Annotated in this window: 20 protein-coding genes; 11 read left to right on the forward strand and 9 right to left on the reverse strand. The window is 70.6% G+C overall.

Features of this window, described 5'->3' with window-relative positions; all coding sequences use genetic code 11:
* Window positions 1-38: 38 nt before the first annotated feature.
* From AB3M90_RS10275 to AB3M90_RS10285, 3 genes are read right to left on the reverse strand one after another with little or no spacing between them, the layout of a single operon-like run.
* Window positions 39-1,466 (reverse strand): MFS transporter, encoded by a 1,428-nt coding sequence (locus tag AB3M90_RS10275; protein ID WP_412951854.1) that lies wholly within the window; start codon window positions 1,464-1,466, stop codon window positions 39-41.
* Window positions 1,467-1,520: 54 nt separating this feature from the next.
* On the reverse strand, window positions 1,521-1,880 hold the full coding sequence (locus AB3M90_RS10280) for a hypothetical protein (protein WP_412951855.1): 360 nt from the start codon (window positions 1,878-1,880) through the stop codon (window positions 1,521-1,523).
* On the reverse strand, window positions 1,877-2,500 hold the full coding sequence (locus AB3M90_RS10285) for an acyl-CoA synthetase (protein ID WP_412951856.1): 624 nt from the start codon (window positions 2,498-2,500) through the stop codon (window positions 1,877-1,879). The genes AB3M90_RS10280 and AB3M90_RS10285 overlap by 4 nt, the downstream gene beginning before the upstream one ends.
* 331 nt (window positions 2,501-2,831) lie before the next feature.
* On the opposite strand from AB3M90_RS10285, the gene AB3M90_RS10290 reads away from it, so the two are divergent.
* Window positions 2,832-3,764 (forward strand): hypothetical protein, encoded by a 933-nt coding sequence (locus AB3M90_RS10290; RefSeq protein ID WP_412951857.1) that lies wholly within the window; start codon window positions 2,832-2,834, stop codon window positions 3,762-3,764.
* A gap of 70 nt (window positions 3,765-3,834) precedes the next feature.
* Here the strand turns inward: AB3M90_RS10290 and AB3M90_RS10295 are convergent, their stop codons facing one another.
* Window positions 3,835-8,964 (reverse strand): Ig-like domain-containing protein, encoded by a 5,130-nt coding sequence (locus tag AB3M90_RS10295; RefSeq protein ID WP_412951858.1) that lies wholly within the window; start codon window positions 8,962-8,964, stop codon window positions 3,835-3,837.
* On the reverse strand, window positions 8,964-9,377 hold the full coding sequence (gene mscL, locus AB3M90_RS10300; protein WP_412951859.1) for a large conductance mechanosensitive channel protein MscL: 414 nt from the start codon (window positions 9,375-9,377) through the stop codon (window positions 8,964-8,966). The genes AB3M90_RS10295 and mscL overlap by 1 nt, the downstream gene beginning before the upstream one ends.
* A 256-nt stretch (window positions 9,378-9,633) precedes the next feature.
* Here mscL and AB3M90_RS10305 point away from each other — a divergent pair, with 256 nt between their 5' ends.
* Window positions 9,634-10,008, forward strand: coding sequence for a helix-turn-helix domain-containing protein (locus tag AB3M90_RS10305; protein ID WP_412951860.1), 375 nt, complete (start codon window positions 9,634-9,636; stop codon window positions 10,006-10,008).
* Between the two features lie 153 nt (window positions 10,009-10,161).
* Here the strand turns inward: AB3M90_RS10305 and AB3M90_RS10310 are convergent, their stop codons facing one another.
* Both AB3M90_RS10310 and AB3M90_RS10315 read right to left on the reverse strand, forming a co-directional pair.
* The gene (locus AB3M90_RS10310) at window positions 10,162-10,755 is read right to left on the reverse strand and encodes a ClpP family protease (protein WP_412951861.1); all 594 of its coding nucleotides are present in this window, start codon (window positions 10,753-10,755) and stop codon (window positions 10,162-10,164) included.
* Entirely contained in the window at window positions 10,752-11,366 is a 615-nt protein-coding gene (locus tag AB3M90_RS10315; protein WP_412951862.1) for a ClpP family protease, read from the reverse strand. The genes AB3M90_RS10310 and AB3M90_RS10315 overlap by 4 nt, the downstream gene beginning before the upstream one ends.
* A gap of 264 nt (window positions 11,367-11,630) precedes the next feature.
* On the opposite strand from AB3M90_RS10315, the gene AB3M90_RS10320 reads away from it, so the two are divergent.
* Window positions 11,631-12,104, forward strand: coding sequence for an acyl-CoA thioesterase (locus tag AB3M90_RS10320; protein ID WP_412951863.1), 474 nt, complete (start codon window positions 11,631-11,633; stop codon window positions 12,102-12,104).
* Between the two features lie 68 nt (window positions 12,105-12,172).
* Here the strand turns inward: AB3M90_RS10320 and AB3M90_RS10325 are convergent, their stop codons facing one another.
* Both AB3M90_RS10325 and AB3M90_RS10330 read right to left on the reverse strand, forming a co-directional pair.
* Window positions 12,173-12,559 (reverse strand): hypothetical protein, encoded by a 387-nt coding sequence (locus AB3M90_RS10325; protein ID WP_412951864.1) that lies wholly within the window; start codon window positions 12,557-12,559, stop codon window positions 12,173-12,175.
* 146 nt (window positions 12,560-12,705) lie between these two features.
* A complete protein-coding gene (locus tag AB3M90_RS10330) occupies window positions 12,706-14,202 on the reverse strand; it encodes an MATE family efflux transporter (protein ID WP_412951865.1) in 1,497 nt (498 codons plus the stop codon).
* A gap of 128 nt (window positions 14,203-14,330) precedes the next feature.
* Between AB3M90_RS10330 and AB3M90_RS10335 the strand changes: the two genes are divergently transcribed.
* The 8 genes from AB3M90_RS10335 (at window position 14,331) to AB3M90_RS10370 (ending at window position 23,195) form a co-directional block, all read left to right on the forward strand.
* Window positions 14,331-15,359 carry a formylglycine-generating enzyme family protein gene (locus AB3M90_RS10335; protein WP_489672177.1) on the forward strand — a complete coding sequence of 343 codons (1,029 nt, stop codon included), beginning with the start codon at window positions 14,331-14,333 and terminating at the stop codon, window positions 15,357-15,359.
* Window positions 15,360-15,825: 466 nt separating this feature from the next.
* The gene (locus AB3M90_RS10340) at window positions 15,826-16,797 is read left to right on the forward strand and encodes a DnaJ domain-containing protein (RefSeq protein WP_412951867.1); all 972 of its coding nucleotides are present in this window, start codon (window positions 15,826-15,828) and stop codon (window positions 16,795-16,797) included.
* A 37-nt stretch (window positions 16,798-16,834) separates the two neighbouring features.
* Window positions 16,835-17,800, forward strand: coding sequence for a squalene cyclase (locus AB3M90_RS10345; protein ID WP_412951868.1), 966 nt, complete (start codon window positions 16,835-16,837; stop codon window positions 17,798-17,800).
* A gap of 286 nt (window positions 17,801-18,086) precedes the next feature.
* On the forward strand, window positions 18,087-19,091 hold the full coding sequence (locus AB3M90_RS10350) for a LacI family DNA-binding transcriptional regulator (protein ID WP_412951869.1): 1,005 nt from the start codon (window positions 18,087-18,089) through the stop codon (window positions 19,089-19,091).
* 59 nt (window positions 19,092-19,150) lie between these two features.
* On the forward strand, window positions 19,151-20,425 hold the full coding sequence (locus AB3M90_RS10355) for an extracellular solute-binding protein (RefSeq protein WP_412951870.1): 1,275 nt from the start codon (window positions 19,151-19,153) through the stop codon (window positions 20,423-20,425).
* Window positions 20,426-20,438: 13 nt separating this feature from the next.
* Window positions 20,439-21,335, forward strand: a complete 897-nt coding sequence (locus AB3M90_RS10360) for a carbohydrate ABC transporter permease (protein WP_412951871.1) — start codon at window positions 20,439-20,441, stop codon at window positions 21,333-21,335.
* Entirely contained in the window at window positions 21,332-22,174 is an 843-nt protein-coding gene (locus tag AB3M90_RS10365; RefSeq protein ID WP_412951872.1) for a carbohydrate ABC transporter permease, read from the forward strand. Before AB3M90_RS10360 ends, AB3M90_RS10365 begins: the two co-directional genes overlap by 4 nt.
* Before the next feature lie 28 nt (window positions 22,175-22,202).
* Window positions 22,203-23,195, forward strand: coding sequence for a glycoside hydrolase family 130 protein (locus AB3M90_RS10370; RefSeq protein ID WP_412951873.1), 993 nt, complete (start codon window positions 22,203-22,205; stop codon window positions 23,193-23,195).
* The last annotated feature ends 39 nt before the right edge of the window (window positions 23,196-23,234 follow it).

Raw genomic sequence — 23,234 nt, forward strand, 5'->3', positions numbered from 1 at the left:
CCCCGCCCTGCGGACGTCCGCAGGGCGGGGTCTCGGCGCTAACGCGGGGTCTCGGCGGCGACGACGGAGTCGCGCGGCATGAAGGATGCCGCCACGAGGGTGAGCACGGCCGTCACCGCCACCGCGACGAACACCCAGAACGATGCCGCGATGATCGTGCCGGGGTCGTCGGGTCCGGCACCGCGCGCGATGACCGCGTTGGATATCGCGCCGAAGATCGCGACCCCGACGGCGCTGCCGGCCGAACGCGCGAAGGCGTTCATGCCGGTCACCGAGCCTCGCTCACCCCAGCCGACCGAGGCCTGGGCCGCGATGAGGGTCGGGGCGGCGGTCCACCCGAGGCCGAAGCCGAGCACGAAGGCCACCGCGGCGACGGCGAACGGGTGCGGCCACGGCGACACGGCGGCGAGGGCGACCGCGGCGATGGTGGTGATGCCCATCCCGATGAGGGTGGTGCGACGGAAGCCGATCCGGAGGTAGAGCCGCCCGGCGTTGGCGGCGGCGAGCGGCCAGCCCAGCGTCAGGGCCGCCACGGCGAGGCCCGACAGCAGCGGGGCGATGCCGATCGACCCTTCGAGGTAGGTCGGGGCGAAGCTCGTCACCCCGATCATCAGCGCCCCCACGCCGAGCGACACGATGGTGGTCGTCAGGATCAGGGGTCGGGCGACCAGGCGCAGATCGACGATCGGCTCGGCGGCCCGCCGCTCCACGAACGCGAAGGCCGTCAGCGCGAGGGCGCCGAGACCGAAGCAGAGGGCGCTCTGCAGCGACACCCACGCCCACGCGTTTCCACCCTCGAGCATGCCGAGGATGATGCCGGTGAGGCCGACGGTCAGCAGCGCCGCCCCGGCGAAGTCGATGCGGTGGCGGTGGGTCTGCTTCTTCTCCTGGTACCTGCGCAACAGCATCCAGCCGGCGATGAGGCAGAGCGGGATATTGACCCAGAAGATCCATCGCCATGCGTCGAGCTGGGCGAAGATGCCGCCGAGCGCGGGACCGACGACCGACGAGATCGCCCAGACGCTGGCGACGTACCCCTGCACCTTCGCCCGCTCGGCGACGGTGTAGATGTCGCCGACGATGGTCATCGACATGGGCGCGACCGCTCCGGCGCCGAGCCCCTGGATCACGCGGAACGCGATGAGGGCGGGCATGCTCCAGGCGAATCCGCAGAGGATCGAGCCGAGCAGGAAGAGGGCGATGCCGAGCAGGATGATGGGCTTGCGGCCGACCGTGTCGGCGAACTTCGAGTAGATGGGCACGCTCACCGCCTGCGCCAGCAGGTAGACGGAGAACAGCCACGGGAACTGCTGATAGCTGCCGAGCTCGCGCACGATGCTCGGCACGGCCGTCGCGAGGATCGTCGCGTCGATGGCGATGAGCCCTGTGGCGAGCATGAGCGCGCCGAGCACGGGACCGCGCTCCGACCGCAGTCCGATGGAGGCGCGGTCGAGGGAGGCGGTCACTCTGAGGTCAAGTCGTCGCGCGCCGCGACTATTCCGGATCCGGCGGATCGGCGACTACTCACCATCGCTGCGACGCCCGGGCTCATCGTCGGCACCGGGCTTCTCGTCGGACTCCGGGTCGTACAGCACCGGCCGATCGATGGTCTTGGTGACATCGGACGGATCGACGGCGAGGATGAGCATCGCGAGGATCAGCAGGGTCGCGATGAAGGCGCCGCCGCCGACCACGAGACCCAGCGCGAACGGCGTCATGCCCTCGTAGGTGCCGTCGGCGATGGCCGTGTTCACGCGAAGCGTGAAGGCGCCGGTCGAGACCAGCGTGACGATCATGGCGAAGACGCCGCAGGCCAGAGCGATGCCCAGCAGGTGCAGCGGCCGCAGGATGTCCCGACGGGTGGGCTTGTCGTCGGTCATCGCGCTCCTCCGTGCTCGACCGCGGTGGTGCTGTGGTCGTCGGATGCCGCGTCGGCGACGGCATCCGCCCGCTTCGGCGTGAGCCCCGCGATGCCGAGGAAGACGGCGACGATCGCGGCGTACCCGCCGAACATGCCCACGCCGAGGATGATGCCGGAGAGCTCGAACGTGCCGGCCTCGTCGATGGTGTACTGCTGCACGAAGCCCGACGGGATGAGCAGGAGGAGGATGCCGAGAAGGATGCCGAACGCGCCCACGGCGATGGCGTCGCGGGAGAGCGGGTCGCCGCTGCGGCGCGAGCGGATGCCGGCGAGCAGCTCGACACCGCCACTGATCAGCGCCCAGGCGGAGACGACGGCGAAGAAGAGGTCGTCGGAGCGCCAGGCCGGGATGCCGCTGGCCATTCCGGCGATCACGCCGAGCGCCGCGAGCACGACGGACGACCAGCGCGAGCCGGCGGGCAGCACCAGCCAGGCCGCGAGCACCTGCACGAGGGCCGTGACGAACACGAAGCCGCTGAACACGGAGAGGCCGACGGGCGCCGAATGGTCGGAGGAGAAGGTGATCATCACGGCAGCGATCGCCGCGAACAGCGCACGCAGCAGTTGCACGTGTCGCATGGTGAATGCGCGAGCAGGGGCAGACATGACGATCGAGGGTCCTCCGGGGGTGTCCTCCCCAGTCTACGCGGGGGCGCACGGCGGACGCGTCGGAGGCTTCGACGGAGTTCGTGAAGCCCGGTGGATCTCCCCAGATCGAGCACCGGGCCTCACGACTTACGCAGCAAAGGGGGCATCACTGCGTCATACTGGCCGTACACAAGGTCTGGCGCCCTGCCCTTCGACGACACAGCCGTCGACTGCACTTGCTCACCCGGTCCCCTGAGGTGTGCTCGTGCGGCCGTAAGCTCACTCTAAGACCGCGTTCTTCACATACCGGAGGGGTGGTGTGATGGGTTTCGAACACGAGGATCACGAGGCCGATCCCGCCGCTTTCGCCCGCGCTCTGCGCGACGCGATCAACGCCCGGCAGGTCACGCTCTCGTGGCTCCAGCAACAGCTGAAGCACCGCGGGAACCGCGTCTCGATGGCGACGCTCAGCTACTGGCGCTCGGGGGCGCGCCGCCCGGAAGGCGTCCAGTCGCTCGCGGCACTGGCCGACATCGAGGAGCTCCTCGGGCTTCGCGATCACTCGCTGATCCGTCTTCTCCCGTCGACCAAGCGCACCGGACCGCTGGGCCCGAGCGTCTTCCCGATCGATCAGCAGGAGGTCGAGAAGGCCGTGAAAGACGCGTATCGCGCGCTCGGGGCGCCCTACCCCGATCCGTCGCGAGAGGTGACGACGCACTCCGTGACCGATGTCGATGCCGACGGCAATCTCGCCTTCAGCATCACCCGAAGCGTGCTGCAGACCACATCGGGGACGATCACGGCGACTCCGTTCCTCGAGCTCACGCCCGGCCTCCGCACGCCCCCGCCGATCTTCACCGCCGTGTCGGGCGGCAGGATCACGGCGACGTACTCGCACCCGAGCGGCGAGGTGCACGGTGTGCTGTTCGAGCTCGACGCCCCGCTGACCGCTCCCGACACCGCCATGGTGGAGTGGTCGGTCGAGTACCCGAGCGACTACCCGCCCACGCGCGAGACAGGTCACGGTGTGTCGCGCCAGTGCCGCGAGCTTCTCGTCTGGACGCGCTTCCACCCCGACGCGCTGCCCGACTGGTGCGAAGAGCGCGTGGAGACGCCCGCCGGGGTCACGATCACGCCGGTGTCGCTGAACGGCGGCGGGTCGGTGCATCAGCTCCATCGTGCGTTCGGCCCGGGCGCCGTCGAGCTGCGCTGGGGCTTCGGACCGCGCGGGGCGGCGGGTGGTCAGCCCGGCTGATCACCGACCGCGCCGGCCCGGAGTGTTCGACCGCCGGCTCCGCGACCGGCGACGACCTCGGCGGGATCGGTCACGACGGCCGTCGTCGACGGAGCAGGGCGATGCCGCCGAGCAGCAGCAGCACGCCGCAGCCGACCGCCACCCACGGCACGGCGGCACCGGTGGTCGGAAGGGCGGCGTTGCCGCCGGAGTCCGGGTCGGTGCCCGTCGCGGGCGGAGCCGTCGGCGGATCGACGGGCGGATCGACGGGCGGTGCTCCGGAGACGATCGTCACGGTGACGGATGCGGTCGCCCGCGTGCCGTTCCCGTCGGCGACCGCGTAGACGATCGGCGAGGTGGTGCCGGTGAAACCGGGCTCGGGAGTGAAGACGATCGACCCGTCGTCGACGCGCCAGACGCCCTCTCCCGGCACCGTGAGCTCGGACACCGGGGCGCCGTCGGCGCCGATGATCCGCACCGAGTCGCGGTCGAGCGCCGCGGTGTCGTCGCCGGCCGAGTCGTTGCCGACCACGTCGATCTCGACCGGGATGCCCGGAGAGGCGGTGACCGAGTCGTCGCGCGCCACCGGGTCGACGCCGGTCACCGTGACGGTGACCGCGGCGGTGGCCGTGTTGCCGAGCGAGTCGGTCACCGTGTACGTCACGGGCAGCGCCTCGCCGCGGAAGGCCGGTTCGGGCGTGAACGTGATCCGCCCGTCGTCTTCGATCGCGTACTCGCCCTGTCCGGGCACCACGAGCGTCTTCCCGCCGTCTCCGGGCGTCGCTCCCGGCGGCTGTCCCGTGGGCGGGAAGACGACGGATGCCGTGTCGAGGGCGCCACTCGTGCCGTCGGCCAGCTGGCCGGCGGTGTCGTCATCGAGCACGTCGACGGTGACCGGGGTGTTCTGCCGCGTCGTTCCCACGTCCGGCGTCGCGGCCGGGCCCGGACGAACGGTCACCGAGAGCGCTGCCGTGGCGGCGGTGCCGTTGGCGTCGCGGATCGTGTAGCGGACGGGGGTGGTGTCTCCCGTGAAGCCGGTCGCCGGGACGAAAGTCACCGTCCCGTCGTCGGCGAGCGTGTAGACGCCCTCGCCGGCGATGTCGAGCGTGGTGCCGCCGTCGCGGATCTCGCCGGTGACGCCGGCGGGGATGCCCGACGGCTCGAACGTCAGCGTCGTCGGGTCGAGCGGGATCGACGGGTGACCGGCCTCGTCGTCGCCGGCGACATCGAACGTCACCGGGGTCGCGAACGGTGTCGCCGCCGTGTCGTCGGCCGCGACGGGCACGACCGGGACGACCTCGATCGCGATGGTCGAGACGATCCCGTTCCCCACCGTGTCTGTCGCGGAGTAGACGATCGGCGTGGCCGCGCCCCGGAACTCCGGCGCAGGCGTGAACGTCACCGAGCCGTCGCCGCCGACGGTGTAGGCGCCCTCGTCGGGGACGACGAGCCGAGTCCCGCCGTCGAGCACCTCGGCACCGCCCGGCTGCCCCGCGGTCGGGAAGCGCACGCTCGTCGCCGCCCACGACCCGTCGGAGTCGTCGGCATTGCGCGAGGGGGTGTCGTTGTCGAGCGGCTGCACCGTGACCGCGATGCCCTGCGGCGTGGAATCGGCGTCGGCGACGGCGGCGGGGCCGGGGCGCACGGTGACGTCCACTCGCGCCTCGGCCGTCGTGCCGTTCGTGTCGGTGATGCGGTACAGCACGGGAGTCGTCGTTCCCGAGAAGCCGTCCGCCGGGGTGAAGATCGCAGTCCCGGCGGCATCCAGGACGAACGTTCCCTGGCCGTCGATCATGAGGGTCTTCCCGTCCGGCGAGACCGCGGCGCCCGACGGCTGCCCGGCAGCGGGGAACGTCGTCGCCGAGGCGACGAGCGGCGCCGCGGGGTCGCCGGGGTCGTCGTCGGCGAGCAGGCCGATGGCGACCGGCGTGCCGTGGGCGGTGCTCTCGCTGTCGTCGCGCGCCACCGGGATGACGGGCCCGACGGTGATCGTGATCGTCGACGAGGCCGTCACCCCGTTGGAGTCGACGCCCTGATACACGACGCTCGCCGCGACTCCCGTGAAGGCCGGCTCCGGCGTGAAGGTCACGGTGCTCGACGGATCGACGGAGTACACGCCCTGACCGGGGACGGTGAGCGTCGTCCCGCCGTCGGAGACGACCGCGCCCGCCGGCTGACCCTCTCCGGGGAAGAACGAGCTCGTCGGATCGAACTGGGCGGAGTCGCATCCGGTCGGGACATCGGTCTCGCCGGGATCGCAGGGACGGCCCGAATCGCTCGGGATGTCGTTGGCGAGGATGTCGACGAGGACCGGCGTGTTCTGTCGGGTCGTCTCGGAGTCCGGCACGCCGACCGCTCCGCGACCGACGGTGACGACGATCTCGGCGGTCGCCGTCGTGCCGTTCTCGTCGGCCACCTGATAGGTCACCGGGGTGGTCTGGCCGGTGAATCCGGGCACCGGGGCGAATCGCACGCTGCCGTCGTCGCGCACGGTCCACGTGCCCTCGCCGGCGACGACCAGCGTCGCGCCCCCGTCGGTCGCGTCGGCGGCGGTGAAGACGACCGAGTCGCTGTCGAGCGGAGCGGACTCGGCCCCTGCCTGGTCGTTCGCGAGCACGTCGAGGGTGACCGCGACGCCGCCGGGCGTCTTCGCCGCATCGTCGATCGCGACAGGCGTGATCGCGCCGACGGTGACCGAGACGGTGCTCGATGCGCTGTTGCCGAACGAGTCGGAGACCGTGTAGGTCACCGGGGTGGCCGCACCGGTGAAGGCCGGCGCGGGATCGAACGAGACCCGTGCCGTCGCCGGGTCGAACGTGTAGACGCCCTGCCCCGGGACGGTGAGCACCCGCCCGTTCGCGGTGACCGCGCTGCCGGCGGGGAGCGCAGGCGTGACGAGGAACCGCAGCGTCGCCTCGTCGAACTCCCCTGCGCTCCCGTCGGCCTGCGGACTCGGCACGTCATTGCCGAGCACGGGGAACGACACGTCGACGTTCTGCGCCGTCGACGCGGAGTCGGGGTTCGCCGTCGGCCCCGGACCGACCTGCACCGAGACCGTCGCCGTCGCCGTCTGACCGTTGACGTCGACGATGCGGTACTGCGTGCTCGCGACCCCGACGAACCCGGCCGCCGGGGTGAAGTCGATCTGCCCCGCCGGGTTCACGCCCCAGGTTCCCTGCGAGGTCTCGAGAAGCGTGCCGCCGTCGACCGCCGCCGGATCGGTGAAGACGACCGCGCTGGGATCGATCATCCCGCCCGGACCCTCGGTGTCGTTCGCGAGCACCTCGACGATCACCGTGGTCGCGTGCGGCGTGGTCTCGGCATCGTCGACGGCGGTCGGGCCGACCGCGGTGACGGAGACCTGGATCGATCCCGTCGCGGGGTTCCCGACGCTGTCGGTGAAGCGGTAGGCGACGGGCGAGGCCGCCGGCCCCACGAAGGTCGGCTCCGGTTCGAAGGTCACGACGCCCGTCGTCGGATCGACCGTGTAAACCCCCTCGCCGGGCACCTCGATGCGACGGCCGTCGGTGCTCACCACCGCGCCCGGCGGCTGGTCCGACGCCGTGAACACGACGGATGCCGGGGCGATGGAGCCCGGCGTCCCGTCGGCGTTCTGCCCGGGGGCGTCGTTCCCGAGCACCGGGATCTGCACCGACTCGCCCTGCCTGGTCGGAGAAGCGTCGGCCCCTGCGGTCGGACCGGGCCGCACGGTGGCCGTCGCGTCGGCGGTCGACGACTGGCCGTTGTCGTCGGTGATGCGGTACTGCGTGACGGCTTCTCCACTGAAGCCGGAAGCCGGGGTGAACAGGATCCGCCCGTCGGAGCCGATGGTCCAGACGCCGTCACCGGTCTGGAGGCGCTTTCCTCCGTCGGTCGCGGCGGGATCGGTGAACACCGTCTGTTCGGGAAGGATCGCCCCCGTGCCCGGCTGATCGTTCGTCGCTCCGGCGAGCGCGATCGGCGCCCCGTGGATGCCGACCTCCGCGTCGGCGACCGCGACGGGAGGAGGCAGCACGTTCACGAAGCGGCAGACGATGTTGGCGCCGTCGGTGCCGGCCGGCGCCGTGAAGGAGGCGGTGTTGCCCGAGCCGCTCGCGACGACCGCTCCCGCCCCGTCGGTGCACGTCCAAGTGGTGGTGTAGTCGTCGAGGTCGGTGGTGCCGACCGCCTCCTGGCGCAGCGTATAGGTCTCGCCCGGGATGATCAGCCCGGGGTCGCTGGGTCCGTCGGAGCCGCCGGTGCCGGCGCCGCCGCCGGGGAAGTCGGGCCCGGTGCCGTCGGTTCCGTACGACCCGCCTTCCAGCACGACGCTCGTCGTGTCGGAGGCCTGGGCGCGAGGGCCGTCGAACTCGGCCGCGGTCTCGGCGCTCGAGGGGTTGGAGCATGATCCCAGATCGGTCGAGCTGACGCCGCTGAGCGCGAAGGTCGTGCCGGTGGGAGCGCCGGTGATCGGGTTCGTCTTCTGCAGCGCGGTGGGTCCGCCCAGATAGAGGTGTCCGTCCGACCCGAAGGCGATGCCGTTGGTCACGGCGGAGGTCGCGCCGCGCGAGAGCTCGCGGGAGTCGAGGATCGTGCCCGTACCCGACGTCGGGACGACGCCTTCGGCGACGTACAGCGCCGCCTGCGTGGCGCTGCCGGAGACCACGTAGAGCCGCCCTGTCTTGTCGAACGCGATGTCGCCGTTGCCGCCGGGATTGTTCGGGGTGTTCACGGTCACGACCGGCCCGGCGGGTGCGGCATCGGTCACGGGGTCGTACACGTAGAGGCGGACCGTGGCGCCCGAGAACCCGCCGTAGTAGTAGAGCCCGGTCCGTGGATTGATCGCCCCCATCGTGCCCTGACCGACGCCGGCGGTCTTGGGCGCGGTGGTCACGACGCCGGCAGCGCTGGCCTCGGGCGCGTACTCGACGACGCTGGTGCTGGTGCCGGTGATCGCGATCCTTCCCCCGGCGCCGACTCCCAGCTGGTTGGTGTTCACGCCGGCCGTCGCGGGCGTCGCGAAGACGGGGGTCGCCGCGGTCTCGCCCGTGGTGAGGTCGAGCCGGCGGACATTCGCTGCGGTGCCGTCGATGAAGTACACCGTGTCGAGGCAGGCGAGAGGGGCGGCGGCGGCCGCAGGAGGGGGCGTCGAGACGACCGTGAGGCCGACGCCGAGGAGGATGCCGCTGAGGGCCGCGGCGATCGCGCGGGAGACCGACGAACCCACTCGGCGCTGGCCCATCAGACGCTGCGGCGCGACTGCAGCAGGTCGCGGATCTCGATCAGCAGCTCGGCCTCGGTCGGCAGCGGCTCGGGCTCGACGACGGCGGGGCGCAGCCGGTCGGCGCGCTCCTTCGCCTTGTTCATCGGCAGCACGAACACGAAGTAGACGACCGCCGCGACCGCGAGGAAGTTGATGACGGCGCCGATGATGAGTCCGAAGGCGAAGACCGACTCTCCGCCGCTGAGGTTCGGCACCCTGACGAGCATCGCCTCATCGAAGTTCCCCGCCTGGAAGAACAGTCCGATGAGAGGGTTGATGAGCGCCTCGACGAGCACGTTCACGATGTTGGTGAAGGCGGCTCCGATGACGACGGCCACCGCCAGCTCGATGACGTTGCCGCGCAGGATGAATTCCTTGAACCCGTTGATCATTCGTCCGTTCCGCTCTTTCCGTCGCGATCGGGGCATGGGGAGTGAGAACGGCCTGCCGCCGCCTCACTCCCCGCCCTATCTCCCCATGACCCCCATCAGGGCTGTGCCGGCATCCGGTGAGACTCGGTGCCGGCGCGCAGAAAGCTATCAGGCGGGCATTCACGGATATGCCGCGAGCTGTGGAAGCACCGCCGCCGCCGTTCTGCTCTCAGCAGAACGGCTCGAGAGCGCCGGATGCCGCGGCCTATCGTGAGGCATGGCCGACATCGTCCCGTTCCCGAGCACCCCCCGCCCTGCCCGTCGCCCGCGCCCGATCGATCCCGAGCCGCTCTGGCGGCAGCTCGTCGGCGAGGAGCTGCGCCGCCGCCGCCACGAGCGACAGGAGACCCTCGCCGAGACCGCCCGGAAGGCGGGCGTCTCGCCGCAGTATCTCTCCGAGGTGGAGCGGGGGCTGAAGGAACCGTCGAGCGAGATGATCGCGGCCATCGGCGGGGCCCTCGGCACCTCGCTCATCGACCTCACCAGCGCGGTCGCCGACCAGCTGCGATCGACCGCCGCTGCGGCATCCGCCCTCGTCTCCGCGTCGGCCCGCCGCTCGATCTCCCGCGACGCCCTCGCCCTCGCCGCCTGACGCACGTCCTCTCTACGCCGCCCTCGCCGCCGCACGGATGTCGGGAAATTCGACGGATGTCGGTCGACACGCCGCGGAATCGCCCGGCATCTGTGCAGACTCCCGACATCTGTGCTGACCTCCGGGATCGAGAGAAGACACCCAGGGGCGGAATCAGACGGTCCGCTCCCCCAGCACCGTGTCGATCAACCCGTAGTCACGCGCAGCGGATGCCGTGAACACGCGGTCGCGGTCGGTGTCGATGCGCAGCTCCTCCACCGACCGGTCGCTGTGCCGGGCGAGGATCGCCTCCATGTCGGCCCGGACCCGTACCACCTCGTCGGCGGCGAGGATGAGGTCGGGGATCGCCCCGCGCGACTGTCCGGCCGGCTGGTGAAGCACGATGCGCGCGTGCGCGAGGGCAGCCCGCTCTCCCTCGGCGCCGGCGGCGACGAGCAGCGCAGCAGGGCCGATCGCCTGACCGACGCAGGTCGTCGCGACGCGCGGGCGGATGTGCTGCATCGTGTCGTAGATCGCCAGAGCCGCCCCGGGATCGCCGCCCTCGCTGTTGACGTAGAACTGGATGCCGCTCTCGGGACTGTCGGCGTCGAGATGCAGCAGCTGCGCCACCAGGGCGTTCGCCACCCCCGCGTCGATGCCCGTGCCCAGGTAGATGACGCGCTCCGCGAGCAGGTGCGAGTAGACGTCCATGACGCGCTCGCCGCGCGGATGCTGCGCGATCACGTTCGGGATGGTGTAGCCGCTCATGCGCTCGCCCCCAGACCGACCCGCGCCCGTCGGCGAGGGAGGATGCCGGCGGTCGACGAGACGATCTCATCGATGAATCCGTAGTCCCGCGCCTGCGGTGCCGTGTACCAGCGGTCGTGGAGGGAGTCCTCGAAGACGCGGTCGACGGACTGTCCCGTGTCGGCCGCGATGAGGCCCAGAACCGTGTCGCGCATGTGCCGCAGGTCGTCGGCCTGCGCCTCGATCTCGACCGCCGACCCGCCGATGCCCGCCGACCCCTGATGCATGAGGACGCGGGCGTGCGGGAGCGCCCGGCGCTTGCCCTTCGCGCCGGCGGAGAGCAAAAACTGGCCGGCGCTGCAGGCGAGACCGAGGGCCAGGGTCGAGACGTCGTTCGGGATCAGCGTCATGAGGTCGCGGATCGCCAGCATCGACGGCACGGAGCCGCCGGGCGAGTGGATCCAGAGGGCGATGTCGGTGGTCGGGTCCTCGGCCGACAGCGTCAGCAGCTGCGTCATGAGCAGCGTGCCGTTGTCGTCGTCGAGAGCGCCGTCCAGCACGAGCACCCGCTCATGGAACAGGGCTCGCCGGGCCTCGGGCCCGAACTGGTGGATGGGGTTGTCTTCGCTCATGCCCCCAGCATCCGTCGCCCTCGCGGCGAGCGCGCGCGTATCCGCCGCGAGCGGCTCCGCCCTGAGCGGAGGCGGATGCCGCCGCGCGGGCACGTCGCACGCACTGCAGGAGATCTCCCGCTGTGCAGGAGCCCTCGCCGCTCACGCTCCTGCAGATCGTGCGATCTCCTGCATCCTGGGTGTCGTGCACGACGGGGGTGAGGGCGCCGAGTTCCTTCGCACGCGCGTAACATCGCCGACTCATGACGGACGTAGCCTCGGCCTATGGCGAAGCAGAAGGCGCCGACCTGGCACTGGTCGGAAGACGGCATCAACTTCCGCACCCGCAAGTGGGTGCGACCGGAAGACCTCAACGCGAACGGGTCGCTCTTCGGCGGCAGTCTGCTGAAGTGGATCGACGAAGAGGCCGCGATCTACGCGATCGTGCAGCTGGGCAACTACCGGGCCGTCACGAAGCACATCTCCGAGATCAACTTCGAGGCCTCTGCCGTGCAGGGAGACCTGGTCGAGATCGGCCTGACGGCCACGCACTTCGGCCGCACGTCGCTGACGATGCGTGCGGTGGCGCGGAACATGATCACCCGCCAGCGTCTGCTCACGATCGAGAAGATCGTCTTCGTGAGCCTCGACGAGGACGGCATCCCGACACCCCACGGCTACACCGACATCACCTACGACCGCGATCGGATGCCGACCGAGCGCATCGCGACCGGGACGATCCGCCTGCCGTCGCTCTGAGCGCGGTCGCCGTCCGAGGCGGGAGCGCCGCGGCGGAAGGCGGACTCACGCCGCGCCGGAGGGCCGCCTCAGCCGACCGTCGCGATGACCGACGTCGCCACCGCAACCGGCGACGATCCCGCCTTCTCGACGCTCGGCGCGACGCGCGGGAGCCGAGGCCGTCGCTCGCGACCGGCCGCGTCGACGATCGCGCGCACGACGCCGCCCACCACGAGCATGGCGGCCAGTGCGGCGCAGGACGCGAGCAGCGGCATCCATTGATCGCCGAAGGATGCCGTGACGCTCACCAGCGCGCACGCGATCCACAGCCCCACCGCGCCCCCGCTCAGCCCTCCGGCCCCGCGGATGATCGCGATCGCCGCGACGACGGCGCAGACCGCGGCGAGCACCGCGCCGGCGATGCCGATCGCGACCATCACCTCGGCGAGTTGCCTCGTTCCACCCCATGTCGACATGACGCCCCCCTGTCCGCCTGATCTCCGCATGCCCGCGTGATCTCCGCTCTCCTTCGAGACTAGGAATCCGCCGCGGGCGCCTCATCCCCCGCAGGGCCGATGCGCGTCATCCTCCAGGACGATCTTCCGGCCGCGGCGATGCAGCGTCAGCGGCGCGAGCGCTCGGAACGACGGTCGAGCGTCAGACGACGCAGGCGCGACACGCGCACCGTGGGCACCGGCTGTGTCACGACCGCGTCGACCACCATCGATCCGTCGGTCGGACCGACGATGGCGATGGCCGAGGTCTCGGTCGCCTCGGCGGGATCGATCGGCATGCGGGCCAGCGCGCGATGCGCGGCGATGTACGCGGGCACGAGCAGCACGATCGCGCCGACCCACGCGAGCGGATTACTCAGGGCGACGCCGGCGAAGCCGATCATCGCGCCGAGCACCACGGCGGCCGCGACGCGCGCCACCAGCTCGATGACCCCGGTGATCGTCGGCACCAGCGTGTGCCCGAGCCCCTGCAGGGCGCCGCGCAGCACGAACAGCATGCCGAGGGCCCAGTAGCCGCATCCGTTGATGATGAGCATGAGATGCGCGAGCTCGACGACCTCGTCGGAGCCGTCGCCGACGAACAGCCGCACCATGGGCGCTCCGAAGGCGACCAGCAGCCCTCCGAGCACGAGTCCGGCGACGATCGACATCCAGGTCGCCTCGACGACCCCGCGACGGATGCGGTCGGGCCGGCGACCGCCGTGATTCTGCGCCGCGTACATCGACACGGCCAGGCCGAGCGACGACAGCAGCGCCACGGCCAGGCTGTCGACCCGCGAGGCGGTGGTGTAGGCGGCGACGGCATCCGCTCCCAGCGTGTTGAGGGCGACCTGCACGGTCAGCGTGCCGATCGCGATGATCGACGCCTGGAACCCCATCGGCAGCCCGAGGCGCAGGTGCTCGGCGACGTCTTCGCGCCGGACGCGCCAATCGACGCGCCGCAGGTGCAGCATCGGCAGACGGCGACGGACGAACTCGAGGCACAGGGCCACCGACACGGCCTGGGCGACGACGGTCGCCAGGGCGGCACCCGCGACGCCCCACGCCAGCGGTCCGACCATGAGGACCACGAGCCCGACGTTGAGCGCGCACGACACCGTGAGGAAGACCAGTGGGGTGCGGGAGTCGCCGATGGCGCGGATGATCGCGGAGAGGTAGTTGAAGAACATCGTCGCGCCCGCGCCGAGGAAGCTGATCTGCGTGAAGACCGTGGCCTCGGCCATGAGCTCGGGCGGCGTCTGCAGCAGCGCGAGGATGGGCGCGGCGATGAGCGGTGCGACCACCGTCAGCAGGATGCTGGTCGCACCGGTGAGCAGGACACCGGTGGCCACCGAACGCCGCACCGCCGCATCGTCGCGGGCGCCGAAGGCCTGGGCGATCGGGATGGCGAATCCGCTGGTGAGGCCCCAGGCGAAGCCGAGGAGCAGGAAGAGCAGGCTCCCGGTCGCGCCGACCGCTGCGAGCGACTCGACGCCGAGATGCCGGCCGACGACGATCGCGTCGGCGAACTGGTACAGCTGCTGCACGACATTGCCGATGAGCAGGGGGATCGAGAAGGCGAGGATGACACGCCACGGGCGGCCGGTGGTGAGGGGTGTGGCCATGGGAAAGCGGCTCGCAGGACTGGGGACGATCGGGGGAGACGATCAGTTTATCGAATCGTTTCGGCGGATACACTCGTCCACATGAGGGCGATCGGAGACCGAGCGTGTCCAGCGGCGGAGCGATGCCGATGACGGATGCAGCAGGGTGCGGATGCGGATGCGGCGCCCCCTCCCGGCCCACGACCCTCTCGAGCGGCGAGGCGCCGATGACCTCGCCCCGGAGCGCAGACCGGGATGCGGCAGGGGGTGCCGGTGCGGCAGGTGGCGCGGGAGCCGGTGCGGCAGGGGGCGCGGGATCCGGTGTTCACGACATCGAGCAGGCGGTGGTGCCGGCGGGAAGCTTCGTGATGGGCGACTCGTCGAACGACCGGAACGCCGGTGACGGCGAGGTGCCCCTGCACACCGTCGCGATCTCGGCCTTCTCGATCGATGCGACGACCGTCACGAACGACGCGTTCTCGCGCTTCGTCGAGGCCACCGGCTACGTCACCGAGGCGGAGCGCTTCGGATACTCGGCGGTGTTCCATCTCGCCGTGACCGCCCCCGACGTCGACATCCTCGGAGTGCCTCCCCAGACGCCGTGGTGGCGCGGCGTGCGCGACGCCGATTGGCGACGACCGGGCGGGCGCGGGTCGTCGATCGATGACAAGGGCGATCACCCCGTCGTGCACGTGAGCTGGAACGATGCGATCGCGTACTGCTCCTGGGCCGGCCGACGCCTTCCGACGGAAGCCGAGTGGGAGTACGCCGCCCGGGGCGGGCTGGCCGGCGCGAAGTACCCGTGGGGTGATGACGAGGTCGACGAGGGCGGATGGCGCGCGAACATCTTCCAGGGCGAGTTCCCGACGAGGAACACCGCAGAGGACGGCTGGCTGACCACGGCGCCGGTGCGCACCTTCGAGCCCAACGACTACGGCCTGTGGCAGCCGGTCGGCAACGTCTGGGAGTGGTGCGCCGATCGGTTCGACCCGTCGTACTACCAGTCGAGTCCGGCATCCGATCCGACGGGACCCGCTGCGGGCGACTCGCGCGTGCTGCGCGGAGGCAGCTACCTCTGCCACATCTCGTACTGCAACAGGTACCGCAACTCGGCCCGGTCGCAGAACACCCCGGACTCCTCCATGGGGAACGCCGGATTCCGCACCGTCGCGCTCTGATCCGCGCGCGCGACGAGCGGTTCGGCCCACGCGCGGCGCGTTCGGACCGTTCGGACCGTTCGAACCGTTCGAACCGTTCGCTCGGCGCGCGCTGAAGGGAGGAACACGCCGGTAGCGAGGGCGAGTTACCGGCGTGTTCCTCCTTCGAGCGGCGGGGCGCGGAGGTGGGCGCGGAGCGGGGCGCGGGTGGCGGACACGGCGGCCGGCTCGGCGCGCGGTGATGGGAGGAACACGCCGGTAGCGAGGGCGAGTTACCGGCGTGTTCCTCCTTCGAGCGGTCGAGTGGGCGGAGCACGGCGGCGGCGGACCGTTAGGCGCGCGGTGAGGGGAGGAACACGCCGGTGGGAGGGGCGAGTTACCGGCGTGCTTCTCCTTTGAGCGGGGCGCAGCGGGCGGGCGCGGGCGGGCGCGCGGAACGCGGGGGTGCGGGCGGGCGGGATAGCCTGGACGCGGCGGAAGGAGAGCGATGTTCGACAGCCCGCTCTCGGCATCCGCCTACGACGTGCTCGGCGTCACTCCGACGACGGGCGACGACGCACTGCGCCGCGCCTACCGCGCGCGTCTGCGCGAGACGCACCCCGACACCGGCGGAGATGCGGCCGTGTTTATCCGGGTGCAGCGCGCGTGGGAGCTGATCGGCACCCCCGAAGGCCGAGCGGCCTACGATCGCAGCCACGGCATCGGCGTCGAGACGGAGTGGAGCGGATGGCGCGCCCCGGCGCCGCCCGCCGACACGCGCCCGCGACCCAAGACGTACGGCGAGCCGGGCGCCTGGCGGCGCACGAAGTACATCGACCTGCTGCGCGAATGGGCCGGGGAGGAGATCGCCGACCCCTACGCGCCGGCCATCGTCCGGGCGGCGCCGCGCGAGCTCAGGCGTCTTCTCGCCGAGGCCCTGGCAGAGGAGGGCACCGCCGCCGCGGTCGCGGGCCTCGGTATGGGGTTCACGCTCTGGCACGGCATCGCCACCCTGCCCGCCGCCTCGCCCGCCGCCTCGCCCGCCACCTCGCCCGCCACCTCGCCCGATGGCCGGACGACGGATGCCGCGCAGCGGCTCGACCACGTGATCCTCGGCCCCTCGGGACTCTACGGGGTGATGTCGGCGGACTTCGGCGGTGTGGTCGGCATCCGTCGCGGCGAGCTGACGGGCCCGAGCCTCGGGCACCGCGCCCCGGTCACGACCCTTCTGTCGCAGGTCGCGGCCGTGGCCCGGGCGGCGCGCGTGCGCTTCAGCGGCGCCATCGTCGTGCTCCCCGACGACGACCTTTCGCAGGCGGTCACGCCGCTCGGCAGCATCCGCGGTCTGCCCGTCGCCGTCGTCCGGCGCAGCGCGCTGCCCGGTGTGCTTCGCCGTGGCCTGCCCGGCGCGCGCGTGATCGGCGGCAATGAGCTCTTCGACATCCGCACCCGGTTGACCCAGCGCACGCGTTTCGCCTGACCTGGTCGCCGCGGTTCGGCAGGGGTAGCGTGCCGTCATGGCGATCACAACAGTGCTGCGCGACTGGCTTCTCGACTCCGACCCTTCGCTGCAGTGGCAGGTCGAACGCGATCTGCTCGGCGCGCCACCCGAGGTGTGGCAGGCGACGAGGGCTCGTGTCGCGACCGAGGGCATCGGCGCGGCGATCCTCGCGGCGCAGGACGACGACGGGCAGTGGGCGGGCGGCGCGTACTTCCCCGCCGGCTACTTCGGCAGCGCCGAAGCCGAGGCGCCCGGACAGCCGTGGGTCGCGACGACCTGGGCGCTGAAAGACCTCCGAGACGCCGGACTGGATGCCGCGGCCCTGTCCGGCACGGCCGAGAAGCTGGCACGCAACAGCCGCTGGGAGTACGACGACCTGCCCTACTGGGGCGGCGAGGTCGACGTGTGCATCAACGCGTTCACCCTCGCGACCGGTGCCTGGCTCGGCGTCGACATGAGCGACCTGGCGCAGTGGTTCATCGATCACCGACTCGCGGACGGCGGATGGAACTGCGAGGCGGAGGAGGGCGACTCGACACGATCGTCGTTCCACTCCACCCTCAACGCCCTGCGCGGACTGCTGGCCTACGAGCAGCTGACCGGCGATGCCTCGGTTCGCGATGCGCGCCACGGCGGCGAGGAGTATCTGCTGCGCCGACGGCTGATGTTCCGCGAGTCGACCGGCGAGCCCGTGGCAGACTTCGTGACGCACTTCACCTACCCTCCCCGCCATCAGTACAGCGCCCTGACCGCCCTCGATCACTTCCGCGACGCCTCCCTCGCGGAGGGCACTCGTCCCGATCCGCGCCTGGCCGACGCCGTCGAGGTGGTGCGCGCCGCCCGCCGCCCCGACGGCACCTGGCTGCAGGGCGAGCGGCTGCCCGGGCGCACCTGGGTCACGGTCGACGCTCCCGCGGGCGAGCCGTCGCGCTGGCTGACCCTGCTCGGCACCCGGGTGCTGGAGTGGTGGGACGCCGCCTGACCCCTGTCCCGGCATCCGTCGGTCCCGGCATCCGTCCGTCCCGGCATCCGTCCGTCCCGGCATCCGTCGGTCCCGGCATCCGTCTGTCCCGGCATCCGTCGGTCCCGATCTGCGGGCGTCGTCCCGATCTGCTCACCGATTCGCGGGATGGATGAGCAGATCGGGACAGCGAACGCAGATCGGGCGGGGAACGGATGCTGCACGCACCCTTGACGCCCAATGCAAACCGGTTTACACTCGGTCAAACCGGTTCACATTCCCGCGCCGCAGACCACAAGGAGGTGGCATGAGTCGCACGACGATCGCCGATGTCGCCCGAGAGGCCGGCGTCACCAAGGCCACGGTCTCGCATGCCCTCAGCGGCAACCGCCCGACGTCTCCCGAGACCCGCGCGAAGGTGCTCGCCGCCGCCGCGAAGCTGAACTGGGCGCCCAGCCAGAGCGCCCGCGCCCTCGCGACCAGCCGCGCCAACGCTGTGGCCGTCGTGCTCGCCCGCGACCCCGAGGTCATCGCCGACGACTCGTTCTTCCCCGCGTTCATCGCCGGAGTCGAATCGGTCCTCGCTGAGACCGAGACGGCCCTCATCCTGCAGGTGGTGCACGGGCGCGACGCCGAGGAGCGGGCCTACCGCTCGCTCACCCGCGGTCGCGCCGACGGAGCCCTGCTGCTCGACCTGCGCAGCGACGACTGGCGGATCGCCCTGCTCGAGGAACTCGGTCTGCCCACCGTGCTCGTCGGAGCCTACGAGCAGCCCACGACGTTCTCGTGCGTGCGCACCGACGACGCGGCTCCCGTGCGCGAGCTGATCGACCACCTCCGCCACGCGGGCCACCGACGCATCGCGCACATCTCCGGGCCCCTCGAGTACGTCCACTCCCGTGCCCGCGCCGACGCGTACATCTCGGCGATCGGCGGCACCGACCTCCTGCGCGAGGGCGACTTCACCGCCGCGAGCGGACGCGATCTCACCGAGGAGCTGCTGGCGCTGCCGGAGCCGCCCACCGCGATCGTCTACTCGAACGACACGATGGCCATCGCCGGGCTCTCGTACGCCCGCTCGCAGGGTCTGTCGATCCCTCGCGACCTCGCCATCTCGGGTTTCGACGACGACCACCTGTCGGCGCACCTCTCCCCCGCGCTGACCAGCGTCTCGTCCGACCCCGCGGCCCGCGGCCGTGTCGCCGCCCGACTGCTGCAGAACGACATCCTGGGGGCCGAACCCCGCACCGAGGTCGTCGACTGCAACGTCGTGCACTTCCGCCAGAGCACGGAGGCACCCGCACCGGCCTGAGCGGCATCCGAAGATCCACGCACACGAAAAGCATCACCCATCGCGTCAAGGAGGACACCATGAAGAAGATCCGTGCAGCAGCGCTGATCGGAGTCGTCGGAGCGACCGCGCTCGTCGTCGCCGGATGCTCGTCGGGCGGGGGTGGGGGCGATGCCGGCGGCGAAGGCACCGGCCCGATCAAGGTCTGGCTCTCGAACAACGAGCAGGAGGTCGAGTGGGGCAAGGCCGTCGTCGAGGCCTGGAACGCCGAGCACCCCGACGAGAAGGTCACGGCTCAGGAGATCCCCGCCGGCTCGTCGTCGGAAGAGGCGATCACCGCCGCGATCACCGCCGGCACCGCCCCGTGCCTCGTCTACAACGTGGCGCCCGCGGCCGTGTCCGGCTGGGTCAAGCAGGGCGGCCTGGTCGACCTCAGCACCATGGAGGGCGGCAGCGACTACATCACCGACCGCGGCGGCGAGGTCGACGCCTACGCGACCGACGGCAGCTTCTACCAGCTGCCGTGGAAGTCGAACCCCGTCATGGTGATGTACAACAAGACGCTGTTCCAGGCCGCGGGCATCGATCCGGAGAACCCGCAGATGAACACCTACGACGCCTTCCTCGAAGGCGCCCGCAAGATCGTCGACTCCGGTGTGCAGAGTGCGATCTGGCCGGCACCCACGAGCGAGTTCTACCAGCCGTGGTTCGACTTCTATCCGCTGTACCTGGCCGAGACCGACGGCACGATGCTCGTCGAAGACGGCAAGGCGACGATCGATTCGGATGCCGGGCGCACGGTGTCGGAGTTCTGGAAGACCTTCTACGACGAGAAGCTCTCGCCGAACGAGGCCGCCACCGACGACGCGATGTCGGCGGGCACGACGGCCATGCAGCTCGCGGGCCCGTGGGCCATCCCGTCGTACGCCGAGACCGTCGACGTCGGCTTCATGCCCGTGCCGACCAGCGACGGGCGCGAGACGCCGATGACCTTCGCCGACTCGAAGAGCGTGTCGATGTTCACCGCGTGCGAGAACCAGGCCACCGCCTGGGAGTTCCTGAAGTTCTCCACCAGCGAGGAGAGCGACGGCCAGTTCCTCGAGGCCACGGGGCAGATGCCGATGCGCACCGACCTCACCGGCACGTACGCCGACTACTTCGAGGCGAACCCGAACTACGTGGCGTTCGCCGAACAGGCCGAGAAGACGGCCGACGTGCCCAGCATCCCGAACTCGGTGGAGGCCTGGCAGGCCTTCCGCGACGAGTACTCGGCCGCGGTGATCTTCGGGAAGGAGTCGATCGATGACTATCTGAAGGCGGCGTCCACGAAGATCGACGAGCTCGTCGCCGAGTGACCCGGACCCTCCGATGAGCGACAACCGGCGGTTGCGCACCCGATGGCTGGGTGCGCAACCGGTCGGCGGCCTCTTCGCGCTGCCGTACCTCGTCTTCGTGCTCGCGATCTTCGCGTTCCCCCTGGGCTTCGCGGTCTACATCGCCTTCCACGACTACTTCTTCACCGCGCCGGGCGCAGAGGTCGAGCGCCCCTTCGTGGGCTTCGAGAACTTCGTGACCGTGCTGACCGATCCGCGGGTGCTGGGATCGTTCCGCAACACCCTGATCTTCCTCGTCATCAACGTTCCGCTCACGGCGGTGCTGGCCCTCGTGCTCGCGGCAGCCTTGAACACCGGCATCCGCTGGGTGTCGGCCTACCGGGTCGCGTTCTACGTGCCGTACCTGACGGCGAGCGTCTCGCTCGTCGGCGTGTGGATGCTGCTGTTCTCGGGCAACGGTCTCATCAACTCCATCCTCGGACCGCTCGCCCCCGACCCCTCGTGGCTGGTGAACAGCGGGCTGGCGATGCCGATGATCGCGCTCTACGTCACATGGAAGCAGCTCGGCTTCTACATCCTGCTGTACCTCGCGGCGCTGCAGAACGTGCCGAAGGAGCTCTACGAGTCGGCCGAGACCGACGGGGCGGGCGCCCTCTCGCGCTTCTGGAACGTCACCGTCCCCGGCGTGCGCAGCGCCACCACGCTCGTGCTGATCCTGTCGATCATCACCGGCGCCAACCTCTTCACCGAACCGTACCTGCTCACCAACGGCGGCGGACCCGACGGCGCGTCGTCGACCCCGGTGCTGCTCATCTACCAACTGGGCATCCAGCAGCAGAACCCCGACACCGCCGCGGCCATCGGCATGATCCTGGTGATCCTCGTCGGGATGCTGTCGCTGGCGGCCAACCGCGTGACCCGGGAGCGATGATGCGACGCAGACGTTCACCCATCCGCATCCTGAGCATCGTCCTGCTCACGATCGCGGCGATCGGATTCGCCTTCCCGTTCTACTTCATGCTGGTCGGCGCGTTCCAGGAGAGCCCGACGAACTCCCCCGACGAGCTGTTCCCGACGAGCGGGTGGACCGTCGACAACTTCGTCGCGATCGACTCGCGCATCGACCTGATGGGCTCGTTGCTGAACTCGCTCGTCTTCACCGCGGGCGTGCTGCTCGGCACGGTGGTGTTCGGGCTGCTGGCGGGGTACGCGATCGCGCGCCTCGACTTCCGCGGCCGCGGAGTGATCTGGGTGCTCATGCTGCTCGTGCAGATGGTGCCGTTCCAACTGCTGATGATCCCGCTCTACGTGCAGATCACCCGCAACTACGGCCTCGGCGACTCGTATCTGGGCATGATCCTGCCGTTCCTCATCAACACGACGGCGGTGTTCATCTTCGTGCAGTTCTTCCGAGCACTGCCCGCCGAGATCTTCGAGGCGGCGCGCATCGACGGGGCCGGCGAGATCCGCACCCTGGTGTCGGTCGCGATCCCGCTGATCAAGCCGGTGCTCGTGACCGTCGTGCTCGTCACGTTCATCGGGCCGTGGAACGAGTTCCTCTGGCCGTTCCTCATCACGAAGGACGCGTCGCTGCAGCCGCTGGCCGTCTCGCTCGCGAACTACATCTCCAACGTGGCGCAGTCCACGGCCAATCCGAACGGCGCGATCCTCGCCGGAGCCACCGCCCTGGCGTTCCCCGTCGTCATCCTGTTCATCGTCTTCCAGCGCTTCTTCAAGGCCACCGACCTCGGTGCCGCCGTGAAGGGCTGACGACCGGCATCCGTCAGAAAGGACCCCCATGTTCACCGGAGCCTCCTTCCCCCTCGGCCCGTTCACGCCCTACGAGGGCAACCCGATCCTGCGGCCCCGCGGCGACAGCTGGGAATCGGGCAACCTGTACAATCCGGCGGCGCTCGTCGACGGCGACGAGGTCGTGCTGCTGTACCGGGCGCACGCCGACGACATCGTGTCGCACATCGGTATCGCGCGATCGAGCGACGGCGTGACCTTCACGCGCGAGGACGCGCCGATCCTCTCACCGTCGGAGGACTACGAGCGGTACGGCTGCGAAGACCCGCGCATCGCCCTCATCGACGGCACCTACTACCTCACCTACACGGGGTGGGACCGCCGGAGCGCACAGCTGTGCCTCGCGACCTCGACGGACCTCCGCACCTGGACGAAGCACGGCCCCCTGTTCGACGACTTCGACACCTTCAAGACCATGGATCCACGCGGGTTCAACTGGTCGAAGGCCGGGGTCATCGTGCCGCAGCAGATGCACGGCAAGTGGTGGATGTACTTCGGCGAGGGCGGCATCTACTGGGCGACGAGCGACGACCTCATCCACTGGACGCCGGGCACGCCCGACACCGAGCCGATGTACTCCCCCACCGCCGGCACCTGGGACGAGGCGCTCGTGGAGATCGGCACCTCGCCGGTCGTCACCGACAACGGGCTGCTGATGATGCTGACGAACGGAGCCACCCGCACGATCAACGACGACGGCTCGGTCGACGTCGACTACCGCTGCGGACAGATCGCGATCGATCCGGATGAGCCCACGACCGTCATCGCACGGATGCAGGAGCCGTGGTTGCGCCCGCAGACGTTCGAAGACCTCAACGGCCTCGTCTCGAACGTGACGTTCGTCGAGGGGCTCGTGAAGTTCCACGGCAAATGGTTCGCGTACTACGGCCAATCCGACACGACGCTGGCCGTGGCGATACACGACCCGTCCCAGCCGTGGGGCCGGGCGCTGTGGGCGTCGGGGGCGGATTCCGGGGCCTGAGCCCCGTCGCGACCGAAGGCGGGCCGCACGTCAAGCCCC

The sequence above is a fragment of the Microbacterium martis genome (assembly GCF_047246685.1).
Lineage (GTDB): Bacteria > Actinomycetota > Actinomycetes > Actinomycetales > Microbacteriaceae > Microbacterium.